Source organism: Streptomyces sp. CNQ329 (genome assembly GCF_000482585.1).
The window spans coordinates 115310-136285 of record NZ_AXVU01000001.1 but is presented as its reverse complement, the minus strand read 5'-3'; the positions used below and the strand labels follow the sequence as shown (position 1 = coordinate 136285).

General features: G+C 74.8%; 16 protein-coding genes. 7 read left to right on the top strand and 9 right to left on the bottom strand.

Features of this window, described 5'->3' with window-relative positions:
• Positions 1 to 47: 47 nt before the first annotated feature.
• Together I003_RS0100655 and I003_RS0100650 are read right to left on the bottom strand one after the other, a co-directional pair.
• The gene (locus I003_RS0100655; protein ID WP_027769698.1) at positions 48 to 842 is read right to left on the bottom strand and encodes an FCD domain-containing protein; all 795 of its coding nucleotides are present in this window, start codon (positions 840 to 842) and stop codon (positions 48 to 50) included.
• A 62-nt stretch (positions 843 to 904) separates the two neighbouring features.
• Complete coding sequence (locus I003_RS0100650) at positions 905 to 1696, bottom strand: SDR family oxidoreductase (RefSeq protein WP_027769697.1); 792 nt, start codon at positions 1694 to 1696, stop codon at positions 905 to 907.
• Between the two features lie 102 nt (positions 1697 to 1798).
• On the opposite strand from I003_RS0100650, the gene I003_RS0100645 reads away from it, so the two are divergent.
• Genes I003_RS0100645 through dgoD form a run of 5 tightly spaced genes read left to right on the top strand, consistent with a single transcriptional unit; the run spans position 1799 to position 8206 of the window.
• Positions 1799 to 3811, top strand: a complete 2013-nt coding sequence (locus I003_RS0100645; protein WP_027769696.1) for a beta-galactosidase — start codon at positions 1799 to 1801, stop codon at positions 3809 to 3811.
• A gap of 46 nt (positions 3812 to 3857) precedes the next feature.
• Positions 3858 to 5186, top strand: coding sequence for an ABC transporter substrate-binding protein (locus tag I003_RS0100640; RefSeq protein ID WP_027769695.1), 1329 nt, complete (start codon positions 3858 to 3860; stop codon positions 5184 to 5186).
• Positions 5183 to 6133 carry a carbohydrate ABC transporter permease gene (locus tag I003_RS0100635; RefSeq protein ID WP_027769694.1) on the top strand — a complete coding sequence of 317 codons (951 nt, stop codon included), beginning with the start codon at positions 5183 to 5185 and terminating at the stop codon, positions 6131 to 6133. The genes I003_RS0100640 and I003_RS0100635 overlap by 4 nt, the downstream gene beginning before the upstream one ends.
• The gene (locus I003_RS0100630; protein ID WP_027769693.1) at positions 6130 to 7053 is read left to right on the top strand and encodes a carbohydrate ABC transporter permease; all 924 of its coding nucleotides are present in this window, start codon (positions 6130 to 6132) and stop codon (positions 7051 to 7053) included. Before I003_RS0100635 ends, I003_RS0100630 begins: the two co-directional genes overlap by 4 nt.
• Before the next feature lie 4 nt (positions 7054 to 7057).
• The gene (gene dgoD, locus I003_RS0100625) at positions 7058 to 8206 is read left to right on the top strand and encodes a galactonate dehydratase (protein ID WP_027769692.1); all 1149 of its coding nucleotides are present in this window, start codon (positions 7058 to 7060) and stop codon (positions 8204 to 8206) included.
• 24 nt (positions 8207 to 8230) lie between these two features.
• Here dgoD and I003_RS0100620 read toward each other — a convergent pair whose 3' ends face one another.
• On the bottom strand, positions 8231 to 9517 hold the full coding sequence (locus tag I003_RS0100620; protein ID WP_027769691.1) for an MFS transporter: 1287 nt from the start codon (positions 9515 to 9517) through the stop codon (positions 8231 to 8233).
• Positions 9518 to 9771: 254 nt separating this feature from the next.
• Between I003_RS0100620 and I003_RS0100615 the strand changes: the two genes are divergently transcribed.
• Positions 9772 to 12084 carry a LuxR C-terminal-related transcriptional regulator gene (locus tag I003_RS0100615; RefSeq protein WP_027769690.1) on the top strand — a complete coding sequence of 771 codons (2313 nt, stop codon included), beginning with the start codon at positions 9772 to 9774 and terminating at the stop codon, positions 12082 to 12084.
• A gap of 16 nt (positions 12085 to 12100) precedes the next feature.
• Here the strand turns inward: I003_RS0100615 and I003_RS0100610 are convergent, their stop codons facing one another.
• From I003_RS0100610 to fmt, 4 genes are all read right to left on the bottom strand, one after another.
• Positions 12101 to 13090, bottom strand: coding sequence for a sugar-binding domain-containing protein (locus I003_RS0100610; protein ID WP_027769689.1), 990 nt, complete (start codon positions 13088 to 13090; stop codon positions 12101 to 12103).
• Between the two features lie 164 nt (positions 13091 to 13254).
• Positions 13255 to 13944 (bottom strand): ribulose-phosphate 3-epimerase, encoded by a 690-nt coding sequence (gene rpe / locus I003_RS0100605; RefSeq protein WP_027769688.1) that lies wholly within the window; start codon positions 13942 to 13944, stop codon positions 13255 to 13257.
• A gap of 84 nt (positions 13945 to 14028) precedes the next feature.
• Positions 14029 to 15447 carry a transcription antitermination factor NusB gene (locus I003_RS0100600; RefSeq protein ID WP_027769687.1) on the bottom strand — a complete coding sequence of 473 codons (1419 nt, stop codon included), beginning with the start codon at positions 15445 to 15447 and terminating at the stop codon, positions 14029 to 14031.
• 42 nt (positions 15448 to 15489) lie between these two features.
• Positions 15490 to 16443, bottom strand: a complete 954-nt coding sequence (fmt, locus tag I003_RS0100595; protein WP_027769686.1) for a methionyl-tRNA formyltransferase — start codon at positions 16441 to 16443, stop codon at positions 15490 to 15492.
• 301 nt (positions 16444 to 16744) lie between these two features.
• Between fmt and I003_RS0100590 the strand changes: the two genes are divergently transcribed.
• Positions 16745 to 17245: a hypothetical protein gene (locus I003_RS0100590; RefSeq protein ID WP_027769685.1), complete on the top strand. Its 501-nt coding sequence runs from the start codon at positions 16745 to 16747 to the stop codon at positions 17243 to 17245.
• Positions 17246 to 17383: 138 nt separating this feature from the next.
• On the opposite strand, the gene I003_RS0100585 is transcribed toward I003_RS0100590, so the two are convergent.
• Together I003_RS0100585 and metK are read right to left on the bottom strand one after the other, a co-directional pair.
• Complete coding sequence (locus tag I003_RS0100585) at positions 17384 to 19519, bottom strand: primosomal protein N' (protein ID WP_027769684.1); 2136 nt, start codon at positions 19517 to 19519, stop codon at positions 17384 to 17386.
• 210 nt (positions 19520 to 19729) lie between these two features.
• A complete protein-coding gene (metK, locus tag I003_RS0100580; protein WP_027769683.1) occupies positions 19730 to 20941 on the bottom strand; it encodes a methionine adenosyltransferase in 1212 nt (403 codons plus the stop codon).
• Between the last annotated feature and the right edge of the window lie 35 nt (positions 20942 to 20976).

Below are 20976 nucleotides of genomic sequence, written 5' to 3'. Positions count from 1 at the left end.
TCCCACCGTGCGGCGGGGCGCACCCGTGGACGGACCCGGTGTACGGGCTACGCCCCGGCCGCCCGCTCCGTCGCCGACCGCTCGGGCGACGGCGGGGGTTCGGTCGCGGGTGCCGCGGACAGCTCGGCCAGGTCCCGCGCCGCCTGGGCGAGGAGCCGGTGCATCGCCGACTCCGCGGCGTCGGGGTCCCCGGCGCGTATCGCCTCCAGCACGGCGCGGTGACCCGGCACGGGATCCTGCGGGTGGTGTCCGGGGCCGTGCACCAGGCGGTCGCGAGCGGCCAGTCCGCTGGTGATGACCAGATCCATGCGCTCCAGCAGCTCGTTGTGCGAGGCGGCCAGCAGGGCGCGGTGGAACGCGAGGTCCGCCGCGACGGCGCCGGCCGCCGCGTCCCGCGCGCCGGCCATCGCGGCGAGCGCCGCGTCCAGGGCGGTCAGGTCCGCCGCGGTGCGGCGCACCGCGGCGAGCCTCACCGCCGCCGGCTCGACGATGCCGCGCACCTCGTCCAGGTCGCGCAGCAGCGGGGAGGCGGCCCGCGCGGCGGCGCCCTCGCCCTGCTGCCGGCCCGCGGTCTCGAAGCGCCAGCGCAGCACGTCGGCGTCGAGGAGATGCCAGTCGGCGCGCGGCCGGACGAACGTGCCGCGCTTCTGCCGGGCATCGACGAGTCCCTTGGCCGCCAGCACCTTCAGCGACTCGCGCAGCGCGGTGAGGCTGACGCCCAGCTCACTCTGGAGTGCGGCGAGGTCGAGGGTCGCGCCCTCGGCGATCTCGCCGCTGAGAACGCGGTGCGCGAGCGTCTCCACCGTCTGCCCGTGCACCCCGCGACGGGCGTAACCCGACATGGCCGCTCGCTCCTCCCTCACGTTCCTGCTCCCGTGGACCGGCGCCCTCCGGCGCGTCCGTTTCAGGCGGATGACTTTACGACGCTCCAGCCGCCGTCGACGACCAGGCTCGCGCCGGTGACGTAGGACGCCTCGGGCGAGGCGAGAAAGGCGACGGCGGAAGCCACCTCCTCCGGCGCTCCCAGCCGCCCGGCCGCGGTCTGCGCCGCGCTGGCATGGCGGTCCGCTTCGGGGACACGGTCCCACAGCCGGGTGAGCACCGGGCCGGGCAGCACCGTGTTCACCCGTACCGAAGGGCCGTACTCGACGGCGAGCTGGCCGGCCAGCGACAGCAGCCCGCCCTTGGCGGCGGCGTACGCGGGGTGGCCGGGGATGCCGTGCCTGGCGTGCACGGAGGAGACGAGCACCGCGGCGCCGGGGGCGCCCTGCTGCGCGCGCAGGCCGGGCAGGCAGGCGCGGAATCCGAGGAAGGCGGCCGTCAGCCCGACGTCGACCTGGCGCCGCCAGGAGGCGGGCGACGTCTCGTGTGCGGGGGCGACGTCGACGGCGACGGCGTTGGAGACCAGAACGCCGACGGGCCCGAAGTCCCCGGCCACGGCCGTGATCCGCGCCCAGCCGTCCTCCCCGGCCACGTCCGCGGCGACGGCGGCGGCCGTGCCGTCCGCGGCGCGGATCTCCTCGGCGGCCGCCTCCGCCCGGTCGCCGTCGATGTCGGCGACGACGACGGCGGCGCCCTCCGCGGCGAGCCGGCGGGCGATGGCCGCGCCGATGCCGGCGGCGGCGCCGGTGACCACGGCGGTGCGACCGCCGAAGCGGGCGGTGTGCGGGAGTTGCGTGGCTCCGGCTGGTGTCACGAGGTCACGCTCCGGGTGTTGACGGATCTGCCGCGGCACTTCTACCTTGCCCAGCAAGGTTAATTCGTAATTTAAGAATTGAGCAAGAGGGGCGGAGGCAGCGTGGAGCGCATCCACTTCGGCGGCGACTACAACCCCGAGCACTGGCCCGAGGCGGTCAGGGCCGAGGACATCCGGCTGATGCAGGAAGCCGGGGTTTCCATGGTCACCGCCGGGATCTTCTCCTGGGCGCTGGTCGAACCGCGGCCCGGTGCGTACGACTTCGACTGGTTCGGCCGCGTGCTGGACGACCTGCACGGCGCCGGCATACGGGTCTGCCTGGCGACCATGACCGCCTCCCCGCCGCCGTGGCTGAGCGAGCGGCACCCCGAGATCCTGCTGCAGGACGCCGACGGTGTCCGCAAGTGGCCCGGCTCGCGCCAGCACTTCTGCCCCTCCAGCCCTGTCTACCGCGAGCACGCCGTCCGCCTGGTCACCGAGCTGGCCACCCGCTACGGCACCCATCCCGCCCTGGAGAGCTGGCACATCGGCAACGAGTACGGCTGCTCCAACCCGCGGTGCTACTGCGACGTCTCCGCCGCCGACTTCCGCCGCTGGCTGCGGGAGCGCTACGGCACCGTCGAGGCGCTCAACACCGCCTGGGCCACCACCTTCTGGTCGCAGCGCTACGACACCTTCGAGCAGGTTCTGCCGCCGCGCACCACCCCCACCCACCCCAACCCGGCCCAGGAGCTGGACTACGCCCGCTTCTGCGACGACGCCCTGCTGCAGTGCTACCTCGCCGAGAAGAAGGCGCTGCGCCGGATCACCCCCGACGTGCCGGTCACCACCAACCACCTGCCGCTTCACAAGGCCGTCGATGCCTTCTCGTGGGCCGCGCACGAGGACGTCACGGCGCTGGACTACTACCAGGACCCGAACGACCCGGAGACCCACATCGGCGCCGGCCTGGCCTTCGACCTGACCCGCTCCGCGGGCCGCGGGCAGCCGTGGATGCTGATGGAGCAGGCGCCGAGTGCCGTCAACTGGCGGCGGCGCAACAGCCCCAAGCCGTTCGGCTCGATGCGGCTGTGGAGCTGGCAGGCCGTCGCCCAGGGCGCGGACGCGGTGCTGTACTTCCAGTGGCGCGCCACCCCGGGCGGCGCCGAGAAGTTCCACTCGGCGATGGTCCCGCACGCCGGCACCGACACCCGGATCTTCCGCGAGGTGAGCGCGCTGGGCCGGGAGCTGGGCGCCGTCCCGCAGCTCGCCGGTTCGCGGGCCCGCACCGAGGTGGCGCTGCTCGCGGACTGGAACAGCTGGTGGGCGCTGGAGCAGGGCTCGCACCCATCCGCGGATCTGGACTTCACCGAGACGCTGCGCCGGCACTACAAGCCGCTCTTCGAGGCGGGGGTGCCGTGCGACGTCGTGCCGCCGGACCGCGACCTGTCCGGGTACCGGCTCGTCATCGTGCCGAACCTGTACCTGATGAGCCCGGAGACGGGGGCCCGGCTGACCGCGTACGTACGCGCCGGGGGGCACCTGCTCGTCTCGTACTTCACCGGCATCTGCGACGACTGCGACCGCGTCCACACCGGCGGCTACCCGGCGCCGCTGCGCGAGGTCCTGGGCCTGCGCGTGGAGGAGTTCTGGCCGCTGGCCGAGGACGACAGCCTGCCGCTGACCGGCTCGCTCACCGGTACCGGCGACCTGTGGTCGGAGTCGATCGACCTCGAAGGCGCCACCGCCGTCGCCGCGTTCGGCGCCGGCGAGCTGGCCGGCCGGCCCGCGGTCACCCGGCACGCGTACGGGGACGGCGCCGCCTGGTACGCGGGCACCCGGCTCACAGCGGCGGCGATGCGGACCCTGGTGGACCGGGTGCGTGCCGCGGCCGGGGTGACGCCCGTGCTGCCGGAGCTCCCGGCGGGCGTGCAGGCCGCCGTGCGCGAGAGCGCGGACGGGGCGGACGGGCCGGGCGAGCGCTTTGTGTTCCTGCTCAACCACGGCGAGGACGCCGCGACCGTCACCCTGCCCGCGCCGATGCGCGCCCTCGTCGGTGACGGCGCCGGCCCCGGGGCCGGTCCCGTCGCCTCGGTCGACCTGCCCGCCCGCGGGGTCGTCGTCCTGCAGCACTGAGCCGCCGTCCGGCAGCACCGCGAAGACGCACTGACAAGGAGGTCGGATGCCCACCCGGAGAGAGGCCCTGGCATGGGGCGCCGCGGCGGCGGCCGTGCCCGCCCTGGCGGGCTGCGGCGAGAAGGTCGGCGCGGCCCGCATGACCGAGGCGACCGAGCGCAGGCCGGGCCAGAAGGTCACGCTGACCTTCTGGACCTGGGTACCGCTGCAGAAGGCCGTGGCGCTGTGGAACGAGCAGAACCCGGACGTCCAGGTCGACGTGCAGACGGTGCCCGCCAACACCTCCGGCGGCTACCAGAAGATGCACGCCTCCCTCACCGCGGGCGACCCGCCCGACCTGGCGCAGGTGGAGTACTACGCGCTGCCCGAGTTCATGCTCGTCAACGGCCTGACGAACCTGAGCGAGTACGGTGCCGACAAGCTGAAGGACGCCTACGTCGACTGGCAGTGGCAGCAGGGCGTCTTCGCCGGCCGGACGTACGCCATCCCGCAGGCGTCCGGCCCCATGGGCCTCTTCTACCGCCAGGACCTCTTCGAGAAGTGGGACATCGACGTCCCGGCGACCTGGGACGAGTACCGGGCCGCCGCCGTGAAGATCAAGAAGCGCGGCGGCGGCTCCCTCATCTCCGCCTTCCCGCCCGCCAACGCCCAGTGGTTCTCCTCCTTCGCCTGGCAGCGCGGCGCCCGCTGGGTCGGCACCGAGGACGACACCTGGGTGGTGGACCTGGCCGGCCCGGAGTCACTGGAGGTCGCCGACTTCTGGGACGGAATGATCTCCGACGGGCTCGTCGCGCCCCTCCAGGACTCGCAGTCCGCCTTCTTCAAGGGGCTGCAGACCGGCCAGCTCGCCTCCTGGCCGGGAGCGCAGTGGTGGGACGCGCTGATCCGCGGCAACGCGCCCCGCACCGAGGGGCGGTGGCGGGTCGCCGAGCTGCCGCAGTGGGAGCGCGGCACGCACGTCTCGTCCAACTGGGGCGGTTCGTCCACCGCGATCCTGCAGGGCAGCCGGCACCCGGTCGAGGCGCTGGAGTTCGCGCACTGGCTCAACACCGACCCCCAGGCGGTCGACCTGCTGATCGCCGCCGGCTACGGCTGGCCGGCGGCGAAGATCGAGCTGGCGGACTCAGCGCTCGGCAAGCCCGACCCGTTCTTCGGCGGCCAGCGCTACAACGAGGTCTTCCAGCTCTCCGACCGGAACGTCGACACCTCCTGGCGCTTCGGGCCGACGACGACACAGTCGTACGCCCACATCCAGGACGGCTTCGGCCGGGTCTTCGCCGGCCACGGCTCGCTCGCGGACGCCCTGAAGGACGCCGAGGGCAAGTTCGTGGACGACCTCAAGGCCAAGGGACTGAAGGCGAGGAGCGCGCGATGAGCACCTCCGTGAAGCCCGGCTCCGGCCGGTCCTCATCCACCGCCCGCCGCAGGCGGGGCAGCCGCCCCGACCGCAAGGCATGGGCGTTCCTCGGCCCGTTCCTCGCGCTGTACCTCTTCGCGATGATCGTGCCGATCCTCTACGCCGTCTACCAGAGCCTGCTGAAGGTCGAGCGCAGCGGCCCCATGGGCCTGGGCGAGCCGTCCGTCGGCTTCGCCGGTTTCGAGAACTACTCCCTCGCGCTGCGGCAGGAGACGTTCGTCGAGGGCTTCGGCCGGGTGCTGCTCTTCGGCATCGTGCAGGTGCCGGTGATGCTGCTGCTGGCGCTGGTGCTCGCGCTGCTGCTGGACCAGGTGTCCGACCGCTGGGCGGGGTTGCTGCGGGCCACGTACTTCCTGCCGTACGGCATCCCGGGCGTGATCGCCACCATCCTGTGGGGCTTCCTGTACGTGCCCGGGGTCAGCCCGGTCAACGACGTGCTCGGCGACCTCGGCTTCCAGCCGGACTTCCTCGGCTACGACAGCGTGCTGTGGTCGATCGCCAACATCGTCATCTGGGAGTTCGCCGGCTACAACATGCTGATCATCATCGCGCAGTTGAAGTCGGTGCCGCAGGAGCTGTACGAGGCCGCGCGGATCGACGGCGCCGGGCCGTGGCAGACGGCGCTGCGCATCAAGATCCCGATGGTGCGCCCGGCGCTCGTGCTGACCACCGTCTTCTCCATCATCGGAACGATGCAGCTCTTCGCCGAACCGCTGGTGCTGAAGAAGGTCGCCCCGGCCGTGACCACCGACTACACCCCCAATCTCAGCGCGTACTTCGACGCCTTCGCGAACGCCAACCTGTATCTGGCGGCGGCCAAGTCGGTCATCCTCGCCGTCGTCGCCATGCTGCTGTCGTTCGGCTTCCTCAGCCTGGTCACCCGCAAGCAAAGGAGCGAGCGGTGAGCGCCACCGGCACGACCACCACGACCCGCACCCCGCCGGCCGACGGGCCCGGGCCCGGCCCGCGGGCGCCCCGGCGGCCCCGGGCGCCGCGCCCCGGCCGTATCGTCCTCGTCGCGGTCCTGACGGCCGCAGCGCTGTACTTCCTGCTGCCGGTCTACTGGCTGGTGGTCGCGGCCACCAAGTCGAACGACAGCCTCTACGGCTCCTTCGGCCTGTGGTTCGACGACCCGCGGCTGTGGGACAACCTCGGCCGGATCTTCGCCTACGACGGGCACGTCTATCTGCGCTGGGCGCTGAACTCCCTGCTCTACGCGGGCGTGGGCGCGGTGGTGGCGACGCTGCTGTCCGCCGCGGCCGGCTTCGCCCTCGCCAAGTACCGCTTCGCCGGCCGCGAGGCGGTGTTCAGGTTCGTCCTGGCGGGCGTGCTGCTGCCCTCGACGGCGCTGGCGCTGCCGCTCTACCTGATGTTCAGCAAGCTGGAGCTGACCAACACCTACTGGGGGGTCCTGATCCCCAGCGTGGTCAGCCCGTTCGGCGTCTACCTGTGCCGCATCTACGCCGAGGCGGCGGTGGCCGACTCGCTGCTGGAGGCGGCGCGCGTGGACGGCGCGGGCGAGGGCCGGATCTTCTTCTCACTGGTGCTGCGGATCATGACGCCGGCGCTGGTGACGGTCTTCCTCTTCCAGTTCGTCCACATCTGGAACAACTACTTCCTGCCGCTGGTGATGCTCTCCGACGACCGGAAGTACCCGATCACCCTCGGGCTGGTCACCTGGCAGCAGGCCGCGGACCGGGTGCCCGAACTCACGCAGTACACCATCGGCGGAGCCTTCGTCTCCGTCATCCCCCTGGCCGTCGCGATGCTCGTCCTCCAGCGCTTCTGGCGGACCGGGCTGACCGAGGGCAGCGTCAAGGAGTGACGAGTTGAGGATCACCCGCGTCGAGACCTTCGCCGTGCCGCCGCGCTGGCTGTTCTGCCGGATCGAGACGGACGACGGCCTCGTGGGCTGGGGCGAGCCGGTCGTGGAGGGCCGGTCGGCGACCGTCCGCACGGCGGTCCACGAACTGGCCGAGCAGTTCCTCCTCGGCGCCGACCCGCTGCGGATCGAGGACCACTGGCAGCTCATGACCAAGGGTTCCTTCTACCGCGGCGGTCCGGTGCTCTCCTCGGCCGTCGCGGGGCTCGACCAGGCGCTGTGGGACCTCGCGGGCAAGGCGTTCGGCGCGCCCGTGCACCAGTTGCTCGGCGGACCGGTGCGCGAGCGCGCCCGCGCGTACTGCTGGGTCGGCGGCGACGACCCCGGCGAGGTGCGCGACCAGGTCGCCGCGCAGGTGGAGGCCGGGTTCACGGCGGTGAAGATGAACGGCTCCGGGCGGATGGAGCGGCTGCCGAACGTCGCGGAGCTGCGCCGCGTCGCCGCGCGCGCGGAGGCGGCCCGCGACGCGCTCGGCCCGGAGGGGGACTTCGCCGTCGACTTCCACGGGCGGTTCTCCGCGGCCGGTGCGATCAGGGCGATCGGGGTGCTGGAGCCGTACGCGCCGATGTTCGTGGAGGAGCCGGTGCTGCCCGAGTACACGCATCTGCTGGAGCGGGTCACCGGCGCGACGACGCTGCCGGTGGCGACCGGCGAACGGCTGTTCTCGCGCGGCGAGATGCTGCCGGCGCTGCGGGCGGGCGTCGCGGTGCTGCAGCCGGACCTCTCCCACGCCGGCGGGATCTCGGAGTGCCGGCGGATCGCCTCGCTGGCCGAGACCTTCGACGTGGCGATCGCGCCGCACTGTCCGCTCGGGCCGCTGGCGCTGGCGGCGAGCCTGCAACTCGCCTTCTGCACGCCGAACTTCCTCATCCAGGAGCAGTCGATCGGCATTCACTACAACACCGGCGCGGAACTGCTCGACTACGTCGCCGACCCCGAGGTCTTCCGCTTCCACGCCGGGCACCTGCGGCGGCCGGACGGGCCGGGGCTGGGCGTCGAGATCGACGAGCGGGCGGTACGGGCCGCGGACGGCTCGGCGGAGAGCTGGCACAACCCGGTGTGGCGGCACCCGGACGGGTCGTACGCGGAGTGGTGAGCCCCCGCGGGCGGTTCCGGCGGCTCAGCGGCGGGTCGCCGCCACCGCGCCCGCCGTCACCAGCACCGCGACGGCGATGCCGAACACCGTGGTGCCCGTCGTCAGGCCCAGCGCGTCGCTGAGGTACCCGGCGGCGACCGGCAGCACCCCCGCCATCAGGTAACCGCCGCCGGTGAGTGCCGCGTTGGCCTCGGCGAGCCGGGTGCCCGGTATGCGGGCGCTGAGGGTGCTGAGCCCGCCGAGCTGCGCACTGCCCTGGCCGAGCCCGGCCAGCACGGCGGCGGCGAGCAGCAGCGGCACCGAGGTCAGGGCGGTGGCCAGCACCAGGGCCACCATGCCCGCGGTGGTGAGGACGGCGCCGAGGATGAAGAGGACACGTACCCGCAGGGTCCGCACCGCGAACTGCACGCCGGTGGCCGCCGCGAAGAGCAGGAAGATCATGCCGCCGGCGAGCGCGCGGTTGTCGCTGTCCAGCAGCTCGGCCAGCAGGGACGGACCGAGGGAGAGCACGAAGCCGGTGGCGGTCATGCCCGGGGCGAGGACGGCCAGGCTCATCAGCAGCGTGCGGCGGTGCGGGCGGGGGACGGACGGGATGCGCACGAGCCGGCGTGCGCGCCGGGGCGCCGGATCCTCCGCTCCCCCGTCCCCCGGTCCGGCGTCGGCCGCCCCGCCCGGCAGCGCCCCCGGGCGGGCCAGCGGCATCCGCACCACCACCGCCAGCGCGACCGCCAACAGCCCCGCCTGCACGACGAAGACCAGCGTGGTGGGGTGCGGCAGCGTCTCCGACAGCACCCCGGCGAGCATCGGCCCCAGCGCCGCCCCGCCGACCATCGAAGCGGACGCGATCAGCCCGCCGAGCTGCTTCTGCCCCGGCGGCGCGAGGTCGGCCACCGCCGCCATCCCCGCCGCCAGCACCGCGCCCACCGCGAACCCGCTGAGCAACCGGGCCACCCCCAGCACGGCGACCGACTGCGCGGTGGCGAAGAGCACGGCGGCCGTGAGCGACAGCGTGAGCCCCGGCAGCAGCACCGGCTTGCGGCCGTACCGGTCGGCCAGCGTGCCGGCGAAGGTCAGCGTGACGAGCAGGCCGGCGATGTAGGCGGCGTAGATCAGCGTGATCGTGGCGGCGGAGAAGCCGAACCGACCCTGCCACAGCACGTAGAGCGGCGCGGGCTCGTTGGACAGGGCGAGGGCGGCGACGACCGGCCAGGCGGCCAGCCACATCCAGCGCCGCGATCCGCCCGCCGCCCGGCCGGCCGCGGGTGCGGGAGTGCCGAGGGCGGGGTCCGTACGGCGGGCTTCGGCCGTCATGCGCGCTCCTCGGCAGGGTCGGCCGACACTGTACGAGATCGTCCGCGCGGCCCGGCGCCCGGGTGGCGGCCGGGGAACCGAGGGCCGGCACGGGAGCGTCCGGCTCGCGCCCCTCTTCCACCCGGCGGGCATCGTACCGACGCGCGCCCCCCGTTCGGCTGAATCCCGCGATCCCGCTCCGACCCCCGCCCCCGCGACCCCTACCGTCGTCGCTTGTACATCGCCAGCCGGTCACCGACCTCCGGGGGACCACGATGAGGAACCGCAGCGCCGGTGAGCTGCCCGCCGAAGCCACCAGCTTCGTCGGCCGCCGCCGGGAACTCGCGCTGCTCGACTCCTGTCTGCAACAGGCCCGCCTGGTCACGCTCACCGGGCCCGGCGGAGTCGGCAAGACCCGCACCGCGGTGCGCGGCGCGCACCGGCTGCGCGCGCGCTTCCCCGACGGCGTGACCCTCGTCCCGCTGTCCGCGCTCGCCGACCCGCGCCTGCTGCCCAACACCGTCGCCGCCGCGCTCGATCTTCCGGAGCAGACCGCGCTGCCGGCGCAGGACGCGCTCGCCGCGTACCTCAGGGACAAGTCGGCGCTGCTCATCCTCGACACGTGCGAGCACCTGGTCGACGCCTGCGCCGTGCTCGTCGAGGATCTGCTGCGGGCCGCGCCGCGGTTGCACGTCGTCGCCACCAGCCGGCAGCCCCTGGACGTCGCCGGCGAGCACATCCTGCCGATACCGCCGCTGGCCGTCGCTGAGTCCGGGCGCGCCGACGACGCGCTGCAGTTGTTCACCGACCGGGCCGCCGCGGCCGTGCCCGGCTTCACCGTCGATGACGACAACCGCGCCGACGTCCTCGCGCTCTGCCGCCGCCTCGACGGCATCCCGCTCGCCATCGAACTGGCCGTCAGCCGGCTGCGGGTGCTCTCCCCCGAGGAGATGCTGAACCGGCTCGACCACCGCTTCCAGTTGCTCACCGGGGGCCGCCGTACCGCCGTGCCGCGGCACCAGACGCTGCGTACCACCATCGGCTGGAGCTACGAGCTGTCCACCGAGCCCGAGCGGCTGCTGTGGTCCCGGCTCGCGGTGTGCGCCGGGGAGTTCAGCCTGGACGTCGCCGAGGCGGTCGGCGCGGAGGGGGCGCTGCCCGTCGAAGGGGTGCTCGACGCGCTGATCGGGCTGGTGGAGAAGTCCGTGGTGCTGCGGGTGGAGTCCGAGGACGGCACCCGCTACCGGATGCTCGACACCATCCGCGAGTTCGGGCTCGAACAGCTCGGCCCCGGCGCGGAGGCGGAGCGGACCCGGCGCCGGCACCGCGACCACTTCCTGCGCCGGGCGCGGCTGTTCGACGCCGAGTGGACCGGCGACCGGCAGTCCGTGCTGCTGCGGCAGATGGTGCGCGACCAGGCGGACATACGGGTCGCGCTGGAGTTCTGCGTCACCGACCCGGGCGACGGGGCCTCGGGCCTGAAGATGGCCACGATGCTGTGGGGCTACTGGCACTGCACCGGGCTCCTCACCGAGGGCCGCTACTGGCTGCGCCGTGCCCTCGACCGGTGCCCCGAGGAACGCCGGGAGCGGGTCAAGGCGCTCTGGCTGACCTCGTGGTTCATGGACATGCAGGGCGAGCGCGGCGACACCTTCGCACTGCTGGACGAGGCCGAGGCCATCGCGCTGCGCATCGACGACCGTACGGGGCTCGCCTGGACCCGTACCTTCCGGCACCACTCCCGCTACTTCCGCGGCCGGACCGCGGGCGTCGCCGAGGGCTTCGAGGCGGCCCGGCGGGAGCTGGCCGAGCAGGGCGACGAGACCGGGTTGCTGATGAGCGGCTTCATCGCGGGCTTCTTCCACGTTCTCAACGGCGGCACGGGCGAGGGCATCGCGCTCAGCGAGGACTCGCTGAGGCGCAACGCGGGTACCCCCGCCGAGCTGTGGTCGCGCGGCTGGGCGCTGTGGGTCAAGAGCATCGGCCTGTGGCTGAAGGGCGAGCACCTGGAGAGCATCGAGTGCGCCCGGCAGGGCATCCGCGCCAAGGCGGTGCTGCACGACCTGATGGGCATCGCGCACTTCCTGGAGGGCTTCGCGTGGCGCGCCGCGGAGTTGCGGCACTTCGAGCGGGTGGCCGCGCTGCAGGGCGCCGCGGACGCGCTGTGGCGCCGGGCGGTCAAGGAGGCGAGGTTCGGCATCGCCGTCCTGCACGACCTGCACGACAGCGCGGCGGACGCGGCGCGCGAGGCGCTGGGCAACGACGGCTACGACACCGCGTTCCGCGAGGGCGGCCGGCTGCCCACCGACGCCGCCGTGGCGGTGGCGCTCGCCGACGAGGCGGCGCCGGCCGCCCCCGCGGTCCCGGCCCAGCCGCCCGGTGCGGGCGACGGCCTCACCCCGCGGCAGCGGCAGGTGGCGGGGCTGGTGGCCCGGGGGCTGACGAACCGGGAGATCGCCGAGAAGCTGGTGATCTCCAAGCGCACGGTGGACGCGCACGTGGAGCACATCCTCGCGAAGTTCGGCTTCACCTCGCGCTCCCAGATCCCGGGCGTGCTGACCGGCTCGCTGCAGACACGGGCGGACTGAGGAGCGGGCCGGAGGGCTACAGGTCGTCCGGGTCGGCGCGGTCCAGCGCGGGCCGCGGGCCCGGCGCCACCTCGTCCAGCAGGTAGTCCGCGGCGACGGTGTCCGTGACCAGGCTCGTGACCAGGCCCGAGCGCAGCACCGCCACGATGGCCTCGCGCTTGCGCGCGCCGCCGGCGATGGCGACCACCTCGGGGATCCGGCGCAGCCGGTCCGCCTCGACGGTGATGCACCGCTCCCCCAGGTCGCGGCCGATGCGCCGGCCCTCGGCGTCGAAGAGATGGGCGGACATCTCGGCGGCGGCGCCCAGCGAGGCGTAGTGCGCGCGCTCCTCCTCGGAGAGCATGTCGTGCATCGCGGAGATGCCCTCCTCCCAGGACCCGATGGAGACGGCGGCGACGGTCACCTTGTCGAAGTACTCGAAGGCGCGGGCCACCCCGGTCTGGCTGCGCAGCGCGGTGGCGGTGGCGGCGTCGGGCAGCAGCATCGGCGCATAGATCGGGTGGGCCTCGCCGCCGGCGACCTCCGCGGCGCGGCGCACCGCCTCCACGGAACCCCGCTCGGCGGTGCCCGCGTCGTAGACGCCGGTGAGCTGGACGACGGTACACGGGGGCAGCCGGTGCAGCGCCTGGGCCATGTTGATCGTGGACCGGCCCCAGGCCAGACCCAGCACGTCACCCTCGGTGACCAGCTCGGCGAGCAGGTCGGCGGCGACGCCGCCGAGGTTCTCCGGGTCGCGGGTGTCGGGCACGGCGTCGGCCGGCGCCTCCACGACGACGGCGTGCCGCAGGCCGAAGCGGGCGCGCAGGGCGTCGGAGCGGTCGGCGTCCAGCTCGGCGGGGACCCTGATCTCGATCCGTACCAGGTCGCGTTCGAGCGCGGTCTCCAGCACCCGGGCGACCTTGAAGCGGCTGACGCCGAACTCGTCGGCGATCTGGATCTTGGACTTGCCCTCGAGGTAGAAGCGGCGGGCCATCGCCGCCGCCTGCACCAGCTCCGCGGGTCCCATCCGCGCAGCCGTCCGGCCCGTCGACACGAAATCTCCTTTGCTCTCCCCGGCGGCGCTGTTCGACAGCGCTGCTTCCTCAATACTTTCACGATCCGGGCCCGGAGGTACCGGCTCCGGGAGACCGCGGACCGCGGGCGCGGGGGTGTTCCGGTGGTACGCGGACGCTAACGGCAGCCCGTCGCCCAGGCCGCCCCCTCGCCGGCGGCCGCCGCCTGCGCGCGCAGGGCCCGGACCGCGGCGGCCGGGTCCTCGGCCCCGTACACCGCGGAGCCCGCGACGAACACGTCCGCGCCCGCCTCGGCGCACCGCTCGATGGTTTCCGCGGAGACCCCGCCGTCGACCTGCAGCCACAGCTCCAGGCCGTGCTTGGCGATCAGCTCACGGGTGCGGCGGATCTTCGGCAGCATGATGTCCAGGAACGCCTGGCCGCCGAAGCCCGGCTCGACGGTCATGACCAGCAGCATGTCCAGCTCGGGCAGCAGATCCTCGTACGGCTCGACCGGGGTGGCGGGCTTGAGCGCCATCGCGGCCCGCGCGCCCTTCGCGCGCAGCTCGCGCGCCAGGCGCACGGGCGCGGCGGCGGCCTCGGCGTGGAAGGTCACGGAGCCGGCGCCCGCGTCCACGAACGCGGGGGCCCAGCGGTCGGGCTCCTCGATCATCAGGTGGCAGTCGAGAGGAGTGTCGGTGGCCCGGCGCAGCGACTCGACGACCGGGACGCCCAGCGTCAGGTTCGGCACGAAGTGGTTGTCCATGACGTCGACGTGAAGCCAGTCGGCGCCCGAGACGGCGTCCGCCTCCTCGGCGAGACGGGCGAAATCGGCGGACAGGATGCTGGGGTTGATCTGGACTGCCATACCCCCAGCCTGCCATGCCCGCGACGGGCCGGGGACGCCGGTGCCGGTGCCGGAGCCGCCGCCCGGGAGCCGCGGGTCGGGGCCTCAGCCCGTGCGCCGCAGCAGCGCGAGGTACATCGCGTCGGTGCCGTGGCGGTGCGGCCAGAGCTGGAGGTCGGGCCCGTCGCCGAGGTCCGGTACGCCGGGCAGCAGCGGGCGGGCGTCGAGGAGCTCGGCGGCGGGGGCACCGGCCGCCTTCAGCGCGTCGTCGACGACGGCGCGGGTCTCGGCCGGGTGCGGGGAGCAGGTGACGTAGCCGACGACTCCCCCGGTGCGTACCGCCCGCAGTGCGTCCCCCAGCAGCGCCCGCTGCAGCGGGGCGAAGCCCTCCAGATCCTCGGGGCGGCGGCGCCAGCGGGCCTCGGGGCGGCGGCGCAGGGCGCCCAGGCCCGTGCAGGGGACGTCGACGAGGACGCGGTCGAAGCCGCCGGGCCGCCAGGCCGGGCGGGTGCCGTCGGCGACGACGACCTGGTACGGGCCCGGGTTGCCGGCCAGCGCGCGGGCGACCAGCCGGGCCCGGTGCGGCTGCTTCTCGGCCGCCACCAGCGCCGCGCCGCGCTCCGCGGCCAGCGCCGCCAGCAGCGCCGCCTTGCCGCCGGGGCCCGCGCAGCCGTCGAGCCAGCGGGTGTCGGATCCCTCCAGCGGCGCGTTCGCCAGCGCCAGCGTGACGAGCTGGCTGCCCTCGTCCTGCACGCCGGCCCGCCCGTCGCGCACCGCGTCCAGCCCGCCGGGGTCGCCGCCCTCGGCCAGCCGTACCGCGTACGGGGACCAGCGCCCCGGCAGGGTGTCGGGGCCGCTCAGCTCCGCGGGCGTGGCCCGGCCGGGGCGGGCGACGAGGGTGACCTCGGGCCGCTCGTTGTCGGCGGCGAGCAGTTCCTCGATTCCGGCCCGGCCGCCCCCGAGGGCGTCCCAGACCGCGGAGACGATCCACCGCGGGTGGGAGTGGAGGACGGCCAGGTGTTCCTCGGGGTCCTCGTCGTAGGGCGGCGCCACCTCGGCCAGCCAGGCGTCGAGGTCACGGGCGGCGATCCTGCGCAGCACGGCGTTGACGAACCGTGCCCTCCCGTCGCCCAGCACCACGCGCGCCAGCTCCACCGTCGCCGAGACCGCGGCGTGCGCGGGGATGCGGGTGTCGAGGAGCTGGTGGGCGCCGAGGCTGAGGACGTCCAGCACCTCGGGGTCGACCTCGCGCAGGGGGCGGTCGACGCACGCGGCGATGATCCGGTCGTACGTGCCCTGGCGGCGCAGCGTGCCGTAGACCAGCTCGGTGGCCAGTGCCGCGTCCCGGGCGTCGAAGCCGTCGCGCTGCCGGGCCTGGCGGAGCATGGGCGGCAGCACGAGGTTGGCGTAGGCGTCGCGCTCGTCGACCGCGCGGAGCGCGTCGTAGGCGAGGATCCGAACGGGGTCCTTCCGCGGCCTGCGGTAGGGCTTCGCTGGCCGGCGACGGCGCGGCTGGTCGCTCACGTGACATGTGCTCCGGGACTGGCAGTTGCTGACACCGGAAGCCTACGCCCCGGCGGGCTCCGGGCCGTCGCCGAGGCGTTCGCCGGAGGTGACCCGCACGCCGCGCGCCCAGTCCGCCGCCGCCATCGGCCGTTTGCCCTGGGCCTGCACCCACTGCAGCTCCACGGCGTACGAACCGGTGCCCGCGTGCACCGCGGACTTCGTTACGGCCAGCTCGCCCGGCGCCAGATCGGTGCGTTCGGGGCGCGGGACGACCGAGCGGACCTTCAGCCGCTCGCCGCGGAACGTCGTCCACGCGCCGGGCGCCGGTGCGCAGCCGCGGACCACCCGGTCGACGCGCAGCGCGGGCGCGGCGAAGTCCAGCCGCGCGTCCGCCACCTGGATCTTCGGCGCCGATGTCACGCCCTCGGTGGGCTGCGGCACGGCCTGCAGGCTGCCGTCCGCGATCCCGTCCATCGTGGCGACGAGCAGGCCCGCTCCGGCCATGGCCAGCCGGGTCAGCAGGTCGCCGCTGGTGTCGGTGGGCCGCACCTGCTCGGTGACCACCCCGAAGACCGGCCCGGAGTCGAGGCCTTCCTCGATGCGGAACGTGGTCGCTCCGGTCACCTCGTCGCCGGCGAGGATCGCGTGCTGCACGGGTGCGGCGCCGCGCCAGGCGGGCAGCAGCGAGAAGTGCAGGTTGACCCAGCCGTGGACGGGGATGTCGAGCGCGGACTTCGGCAGCAGCGCGCCGTACGCGACGACGGGGCAGCAGTCGGGGGCGATGGCGCGCAGCCGCTCCAGGAACTCCGGCTCCCTGGGCCGCGCGGGCTTCAGCACCTCGACGCCGGCCTCCTCGGCCCGCTGCGCGACGGGGCTCGCCACCAGCCGCCGGCCCCGCCCGGCCGGCGCGTCGGGCCGGGTGACGACGGCGACGACCTCGTGCCGGTCCGACGCGAGGAGGGCGTCGAGGGCGGGGACGGCGACTTCGGGCGTACCGGCGAAAACGAGCCTCATGTGCGGTGCGGGTCCTCTCGGCGGCAACAGGGGGCGGGTCGCCGTACGGCGTGGCGGCGGCATAGCTGCCCAAGTCTAGGACCCGGCGCAGGCCGGCGCGGGGGCGGGCACGGTCGGAATGCCAGGGTCCGGATACGCCCGGGGCGTGCGGTCAGCCGCACGCTCCCGGGCGCGGAGCGCGCGCCCCCGACCCGTGACCGCCGGGTAAGTGTCGCGTTGCTTCAGGCAGGAAAGTGAAAAGTGACCGAAACGGGCCGCTCCGCAGCCCGATCCGTACGACGCCGGTTCGAGAGGCTTCTCCATGGCCGACCACGCAAGCCACGACGCCCAGGCGCGGGCGAGCCTGCAGCTCCTGGTGCGGGACATCGAAAGGGTGCGCAGGCAGGTCGACGCGCTGCGCACCCTCACCGCCCAGCTTGGCAACGTCTACCGCCCCCGGCGGACGGGCCCGTCCGCGGGCTTCGTCGTGTACGGGCGGGCCCCGGCGCCCACGGTGCGGCTCGCCCAGGAGCTGCGGGACAGCGTCGAGACGCTGGTGACCGCGGCCGTCGACTTCGACCGCTCGCTCGGCTTCTCCTGGGACGCGGTGGGCTCGGCGCTGGGCGTCACGAAGCAGGCGGTGCACCGCCGCTACGGTGCCCGCCGCGCCCAGCAGCCGCCCCGCGAGGCCGGCGCCGCCGAGACCGCCGGAGAGTCCCGGCTGCCGTCCGGAACGCTCCCGGTCGTGCCCGCGGCCCGGCCGGCTCCGGGCAGGGCGGCACCGGCCCAGCCGACGGACGCGGTGGCGATCACGCAGTCCTGAGGCCGGCGGGCGGAGGGCCGAAAGCCGTGGGCGGCGGGCCGGACCGGCGTGGAGGTCGCCCGGCCGGCACCTACCGCGCCGCGCGTTGGTCAAGGTGCCGCTGTGCGCGCCCGGCGCAGACTCCCGGCGGGGCTCGGCTCAGCCGATGTCCGGGGGGTCGATGCGGATCCGCAGAGGCGGGCCCGTGCGGCGGGCCATGCGTGCGGCCTGCGCCGCCTTGAGGGCCGCCGCCAGGGCCGCTCCGTGGCCCGGCGGGACGCGCAGCAGCACCCGCTCCCACGACTCCCCCGGCGCCGGGCCTCCGCCCGCTCCTCCCCGCACCCCCGCGGGTGCCTCCGGCACGGGTACGGGGCCCAGCACCTCCGTCGACGGCGGCAGTCCCGCGTCGCCGACGAACGCCGTGACCGCCTCCCCCGGTCCCCAGACCGCCGCCATCCGGGACACCGGCGGGAAGCCCAGCTCCGCCCGCTCCTCCAGCTCGGTGCGGGCGAAGCCCGCCGGGTCCCAGCGCACCAGGGCCTGCACCGGCCGCTGCGCCGGGTCGGCGACCACCGCCGCGACCCCGCCGGCGGCCGACCCGCGGACCAGCGCGGCGGCGGTCAGCCAGCGCCGCAGCGCCTCCTCCCCGGCCCGCAGGTCCGGGCGGTTGAGCAGCGCCCAGCCGTCGAGCAGCAGCGCCGCCGCGTACCCGTGTTCGGCGACCGGCTCGGCGCCCGGCGTGCTCACGACCAGCGCCGGGGCGTCCGGCACCTGTGCCAGTACATGATCGCGGCCGGACGTGCGCACCGGCACCGACGGGAACGCCCGCCCCAGCTCCTCCGCGGTCCGCCGGGCGCCGACGACCTGGGCACGCAGCCGCGTGCCGCCGCATGCGGGGCAGCGCCAGGCGTGCTCGCGCGCCGCGCACCAGCCGCACACCAGCGCCTCCCGGCGGCCCTCGCCGACCAGCGGCCCGGCGCAGCGCACGCAGCGCGCGGGCGTCCGGCAGCGGGCGCAGGCCAGCCGGGGCGCGTAGCCGCGGCGGGGCACCTGCACCAGGACCGGGCCCGACCGCAGCCCCTCCCGCGCGACCTGCCAGGCGAGCGTCGGCAGCCGGGCGGCGCGGGCCGCGGCGTCGCGGGCCTGCTCGCTGTCGCCGACCGTGCGGACGAGCGGAGCGGCGGACCGCACCGTCTCGCGGGGCGCGGCGACGGGCTGGGCCCAGCCGCTCTCGACGTAGCGAGCGGCCTCGACGCTGCACGCGTGGCCGCCGACGAGGAGCGCGGTGTGCTCGCGGGCGGCGCGCAGAGCCAGGATCTCGCGGGCGTGCGGCTGCGGGGCGCGGTCGTCGGCGTGGGAGGTGTCCGCGTCGTCCCAGATGGCGGCGAGCCCGAGGTCCCGCACGGGCGCGAAGGCGGCGGCCCGGGTGCCGACGACACCGCGGACGGCGCCGCGGCTGACGGCGAGCCAGCGGTGGTAGCGCGCCTCGGGGCCGGCGTCGGCGGTGAGGAGCACGTGCCGGCCGCGGCCGACCAGGGCGGTCAGCGCCTCGTCGACCCGGGCGGCGGCCCGTCCGTCGGGCAGCACGGCCAGGGCGCCGCGGCCGGCGGCCAGGGTGGCGGCCAGCGCGCGCGCCAGTTCGTCGGGCCACTCCGGCCCGGGCAGCGCCGTCCACACCGCCCGCGGGCCGCCGCCCTCGGCCAGCGCGGCGAGCAGTTCGGGCCCGTTGGCATAGCGCGCCCAGGTTCCGGGGCCGGGGGCCGGGGGCGGCGGAAGCGGATCGGGCGAGGGTTTCTTCTCGGCGCGGGCCATCCGCGGCGGCAGCGCGAGCTGGACGACGTCGGCGAGGGCTCCGGCATACCGGTCGGCGACGGCCTGGCAGAGGCCGAGGAGCTGCGCCCCCAGGACGGGCTCGGGCGAGAGGACCTGGGCGATCGGCGCGAGGGCGCCGGGAAAGTCGCTGTCGGCGCGGCGCTCGACCACGTACCCGTTGATCAGCCCGCCGCCCTCCCTGCGCCCCTCGCGCTCGCCGGCGCCGAAGCGGACGCGCACGCGCACGCCGGGGCGCGCCTCGGCGTCCATGGCGGCGGGCACGGCGTAGTCGAAGAGGCGGTCGAGGTGCAGCAGCCCCTTGTCGACGAGGACGCGGGCGACGGGCAGCTCCTCGGCCAGCGCGGCACCGCGCCAGGTACGCGGCCGGGCGCGGGGGCCCTTGGCCTTGCGCACGGTCTCCCGGATGAGCGCGAGCTGTTCCGCCCCCTCGGGTGCCGCGTCCCGGCCGTCCTCGCTGCTCACCTCTCCGTCCTACCAGACGCCGCGGACACCCCGGCCGCATGCCCGCCGGACGGCCCCGGGCCCCGGACCGGGGTCCGGGGCCCGGGGCCGTCCCGCACATCGTCTCCGGGGCCGCGACCCCGGTATCGCGCCGTGCCGCAAGGCCGCGTCGCCCGCGTACGGCGGCCGGTCATGCGGACGGGCCCGCCGCATACGTCCCGGAGCGGGCGCTCAGATGCCCGCGGCCTTGCGCAGCGCGTCGACGCGGTCGGTGCGCTCCCAGGTGAAGTCCTCCAGCTCACGGCCGAAGTGGCCGTAGGCGGCGGTCTGGGAGTAGATCGGGCGCAGCAGGTCCAGGTCGCGGATGATGGCGGCCGGGCGCAGGTCGAAGACCTCGAAGAGGGCGTCCTCGATCTTCTCGACGGCGACGGTGTGGGTGCCGAAGGTCTCGACGAACAGGCCGACGGGCTCGGCCTTGCCGATCGCGTACGCCACCTGCACCTCGCAGCGGGCGGCGAGGCCGGCGGCGACGACGTTCTTGGCGACCCAGCGCATGGCGTAGGCGGCGGAGCGGTCGACCTTGGAGGGGTCCTTGCCGGAGAAGGCGCCGCCGCCGTGGCGGGCCATGCCGCCGTAGGTGTCGATGATGATCTTGCGGCCGGTCAGGCCGGCGTCGCCCATCGGGCCGCCGATCTCGAACCGGCCGGTGGGGTTGACCAGCAGCCGGTAGCCCTCGGTGTCCAGCTTGATGCCGTCGTCGAGGAGGGCCTTCAGCTCCGGCTCGACGACGAACTCGCGGATGTCGGGCGTCAGCAGCGAGTCGAGGTCGATGTCGGAGGCGTGCTGCGAGGAGACCACGACGGTGTCGAGACGGGCCGCCTTGTCGCCGTTGTACTCGATGGTGACCTGCGTCTTGCCGTCGGGGCGCAGGTAGGGGATGGTCCCGTTCTTGCGGACGTCGCTGAGCCGCGCGGACAGCCGGTGCGCCAGGTGGATGGGCAGCGGCATCAGCTCGGGCGTCTCGTCGCAGGCGTAGCCGAACATCAGGCCCTGGTCGCCGGCGCCCTGCAAGTCGAGGTCGTCGCCGCCGGAGCCCTCGACGCGGCTCTCGTACGCGGTGTCCACGCCCTGGGCGATGTCCGGCGACTGGGCGCCGATGGAGACCGAGACGCCGCAGGAGGCGCCGTCGAAGCCCTTCTTCGACGAGTCGTACCCGATGTCGAGGATCTTGTTCCGCACGAGGGTCGCGATGTCCGCGTAACCGGAGGTCGTCACCTCGCCGGCCACGTGCACCTGGCCGGTGGTGATCAGTGTCTCGACCGCGACCCGCGAGTGCGGGTCGTCCTTGAGCAGGGCGTCGAGGATGGCGTCGCTGATCTGGTCAGCGATCTTGTCGGGGTGACCCTCGGTAACGGACTCCGAGGTGAAAAGACGGCGGGACACATCGCTCCCCACGGTTGCAGCGGCTGCTGGCTGAT

Coding starts and splice junctions, on each gene's coding strand:
- fmt (WP_027769686.1), bottom strand. CDS start 16,443: ATGAGGCTCGTTTTCGCCGGTACGCCCGAAGTCGCCGTCCCCGCCCTC.
- I003_RS0100640 (WP_027769695.1), top strand. CDS start 3,858: ATGCCCACCCGGAGAGAGGCCCTGGCATGGGGCGCCGCGGCGGCGGCC.
- I003_RS0100655 (WP_027769698.1), bottom strand. CDS start 842: ATGTCGGGTTACGCCCGTCGCGGGGTGCACGGGCAGACGGTGGAGACG.
- I003_RS0100590 (WP_027769685.1), top strand. CDS start 16,745: ATGGCCGACCACGCAAGCCACGACGCCCAGGCGCGGGCGAGCCTGCAG.
- I003_RS0100615 (WP_027769690.1), top strand. CDS start 9,772: ATGAGGAACCGCAGCGCCGGTGAGCTGCCCGCCGAAGCCACCAGCTTC.
- I003_RS0100620 (WP_027769691.1), bottom strand. CDS start 9,517: ATGACGGCCGAAGCCCGCCGTACGGACCCCGCCCTCGGCACTCCCGCA.
- I003_RS0100635 (WP_027769694.1), top strand. CDS start 5,183: ATGAGCACCTCCGTGAAGCCCGGCTCCGGCCGGTCCTCATCCACCGCC.
- I003_RS0100610 (WP_027769689.1), bottom strand. CDS start 13,090: ATGGGACCCGCGGAGCTGGTGCAGGCGGCGGCGATGGCCCGCCGCTTC.
- rpe (WP_027769688.1), bottom strand. CDS start 13,944: ATGGCAGTCCAGATCAACCCCAGCATCCTGTCCGCCGATTTCGCCCGT.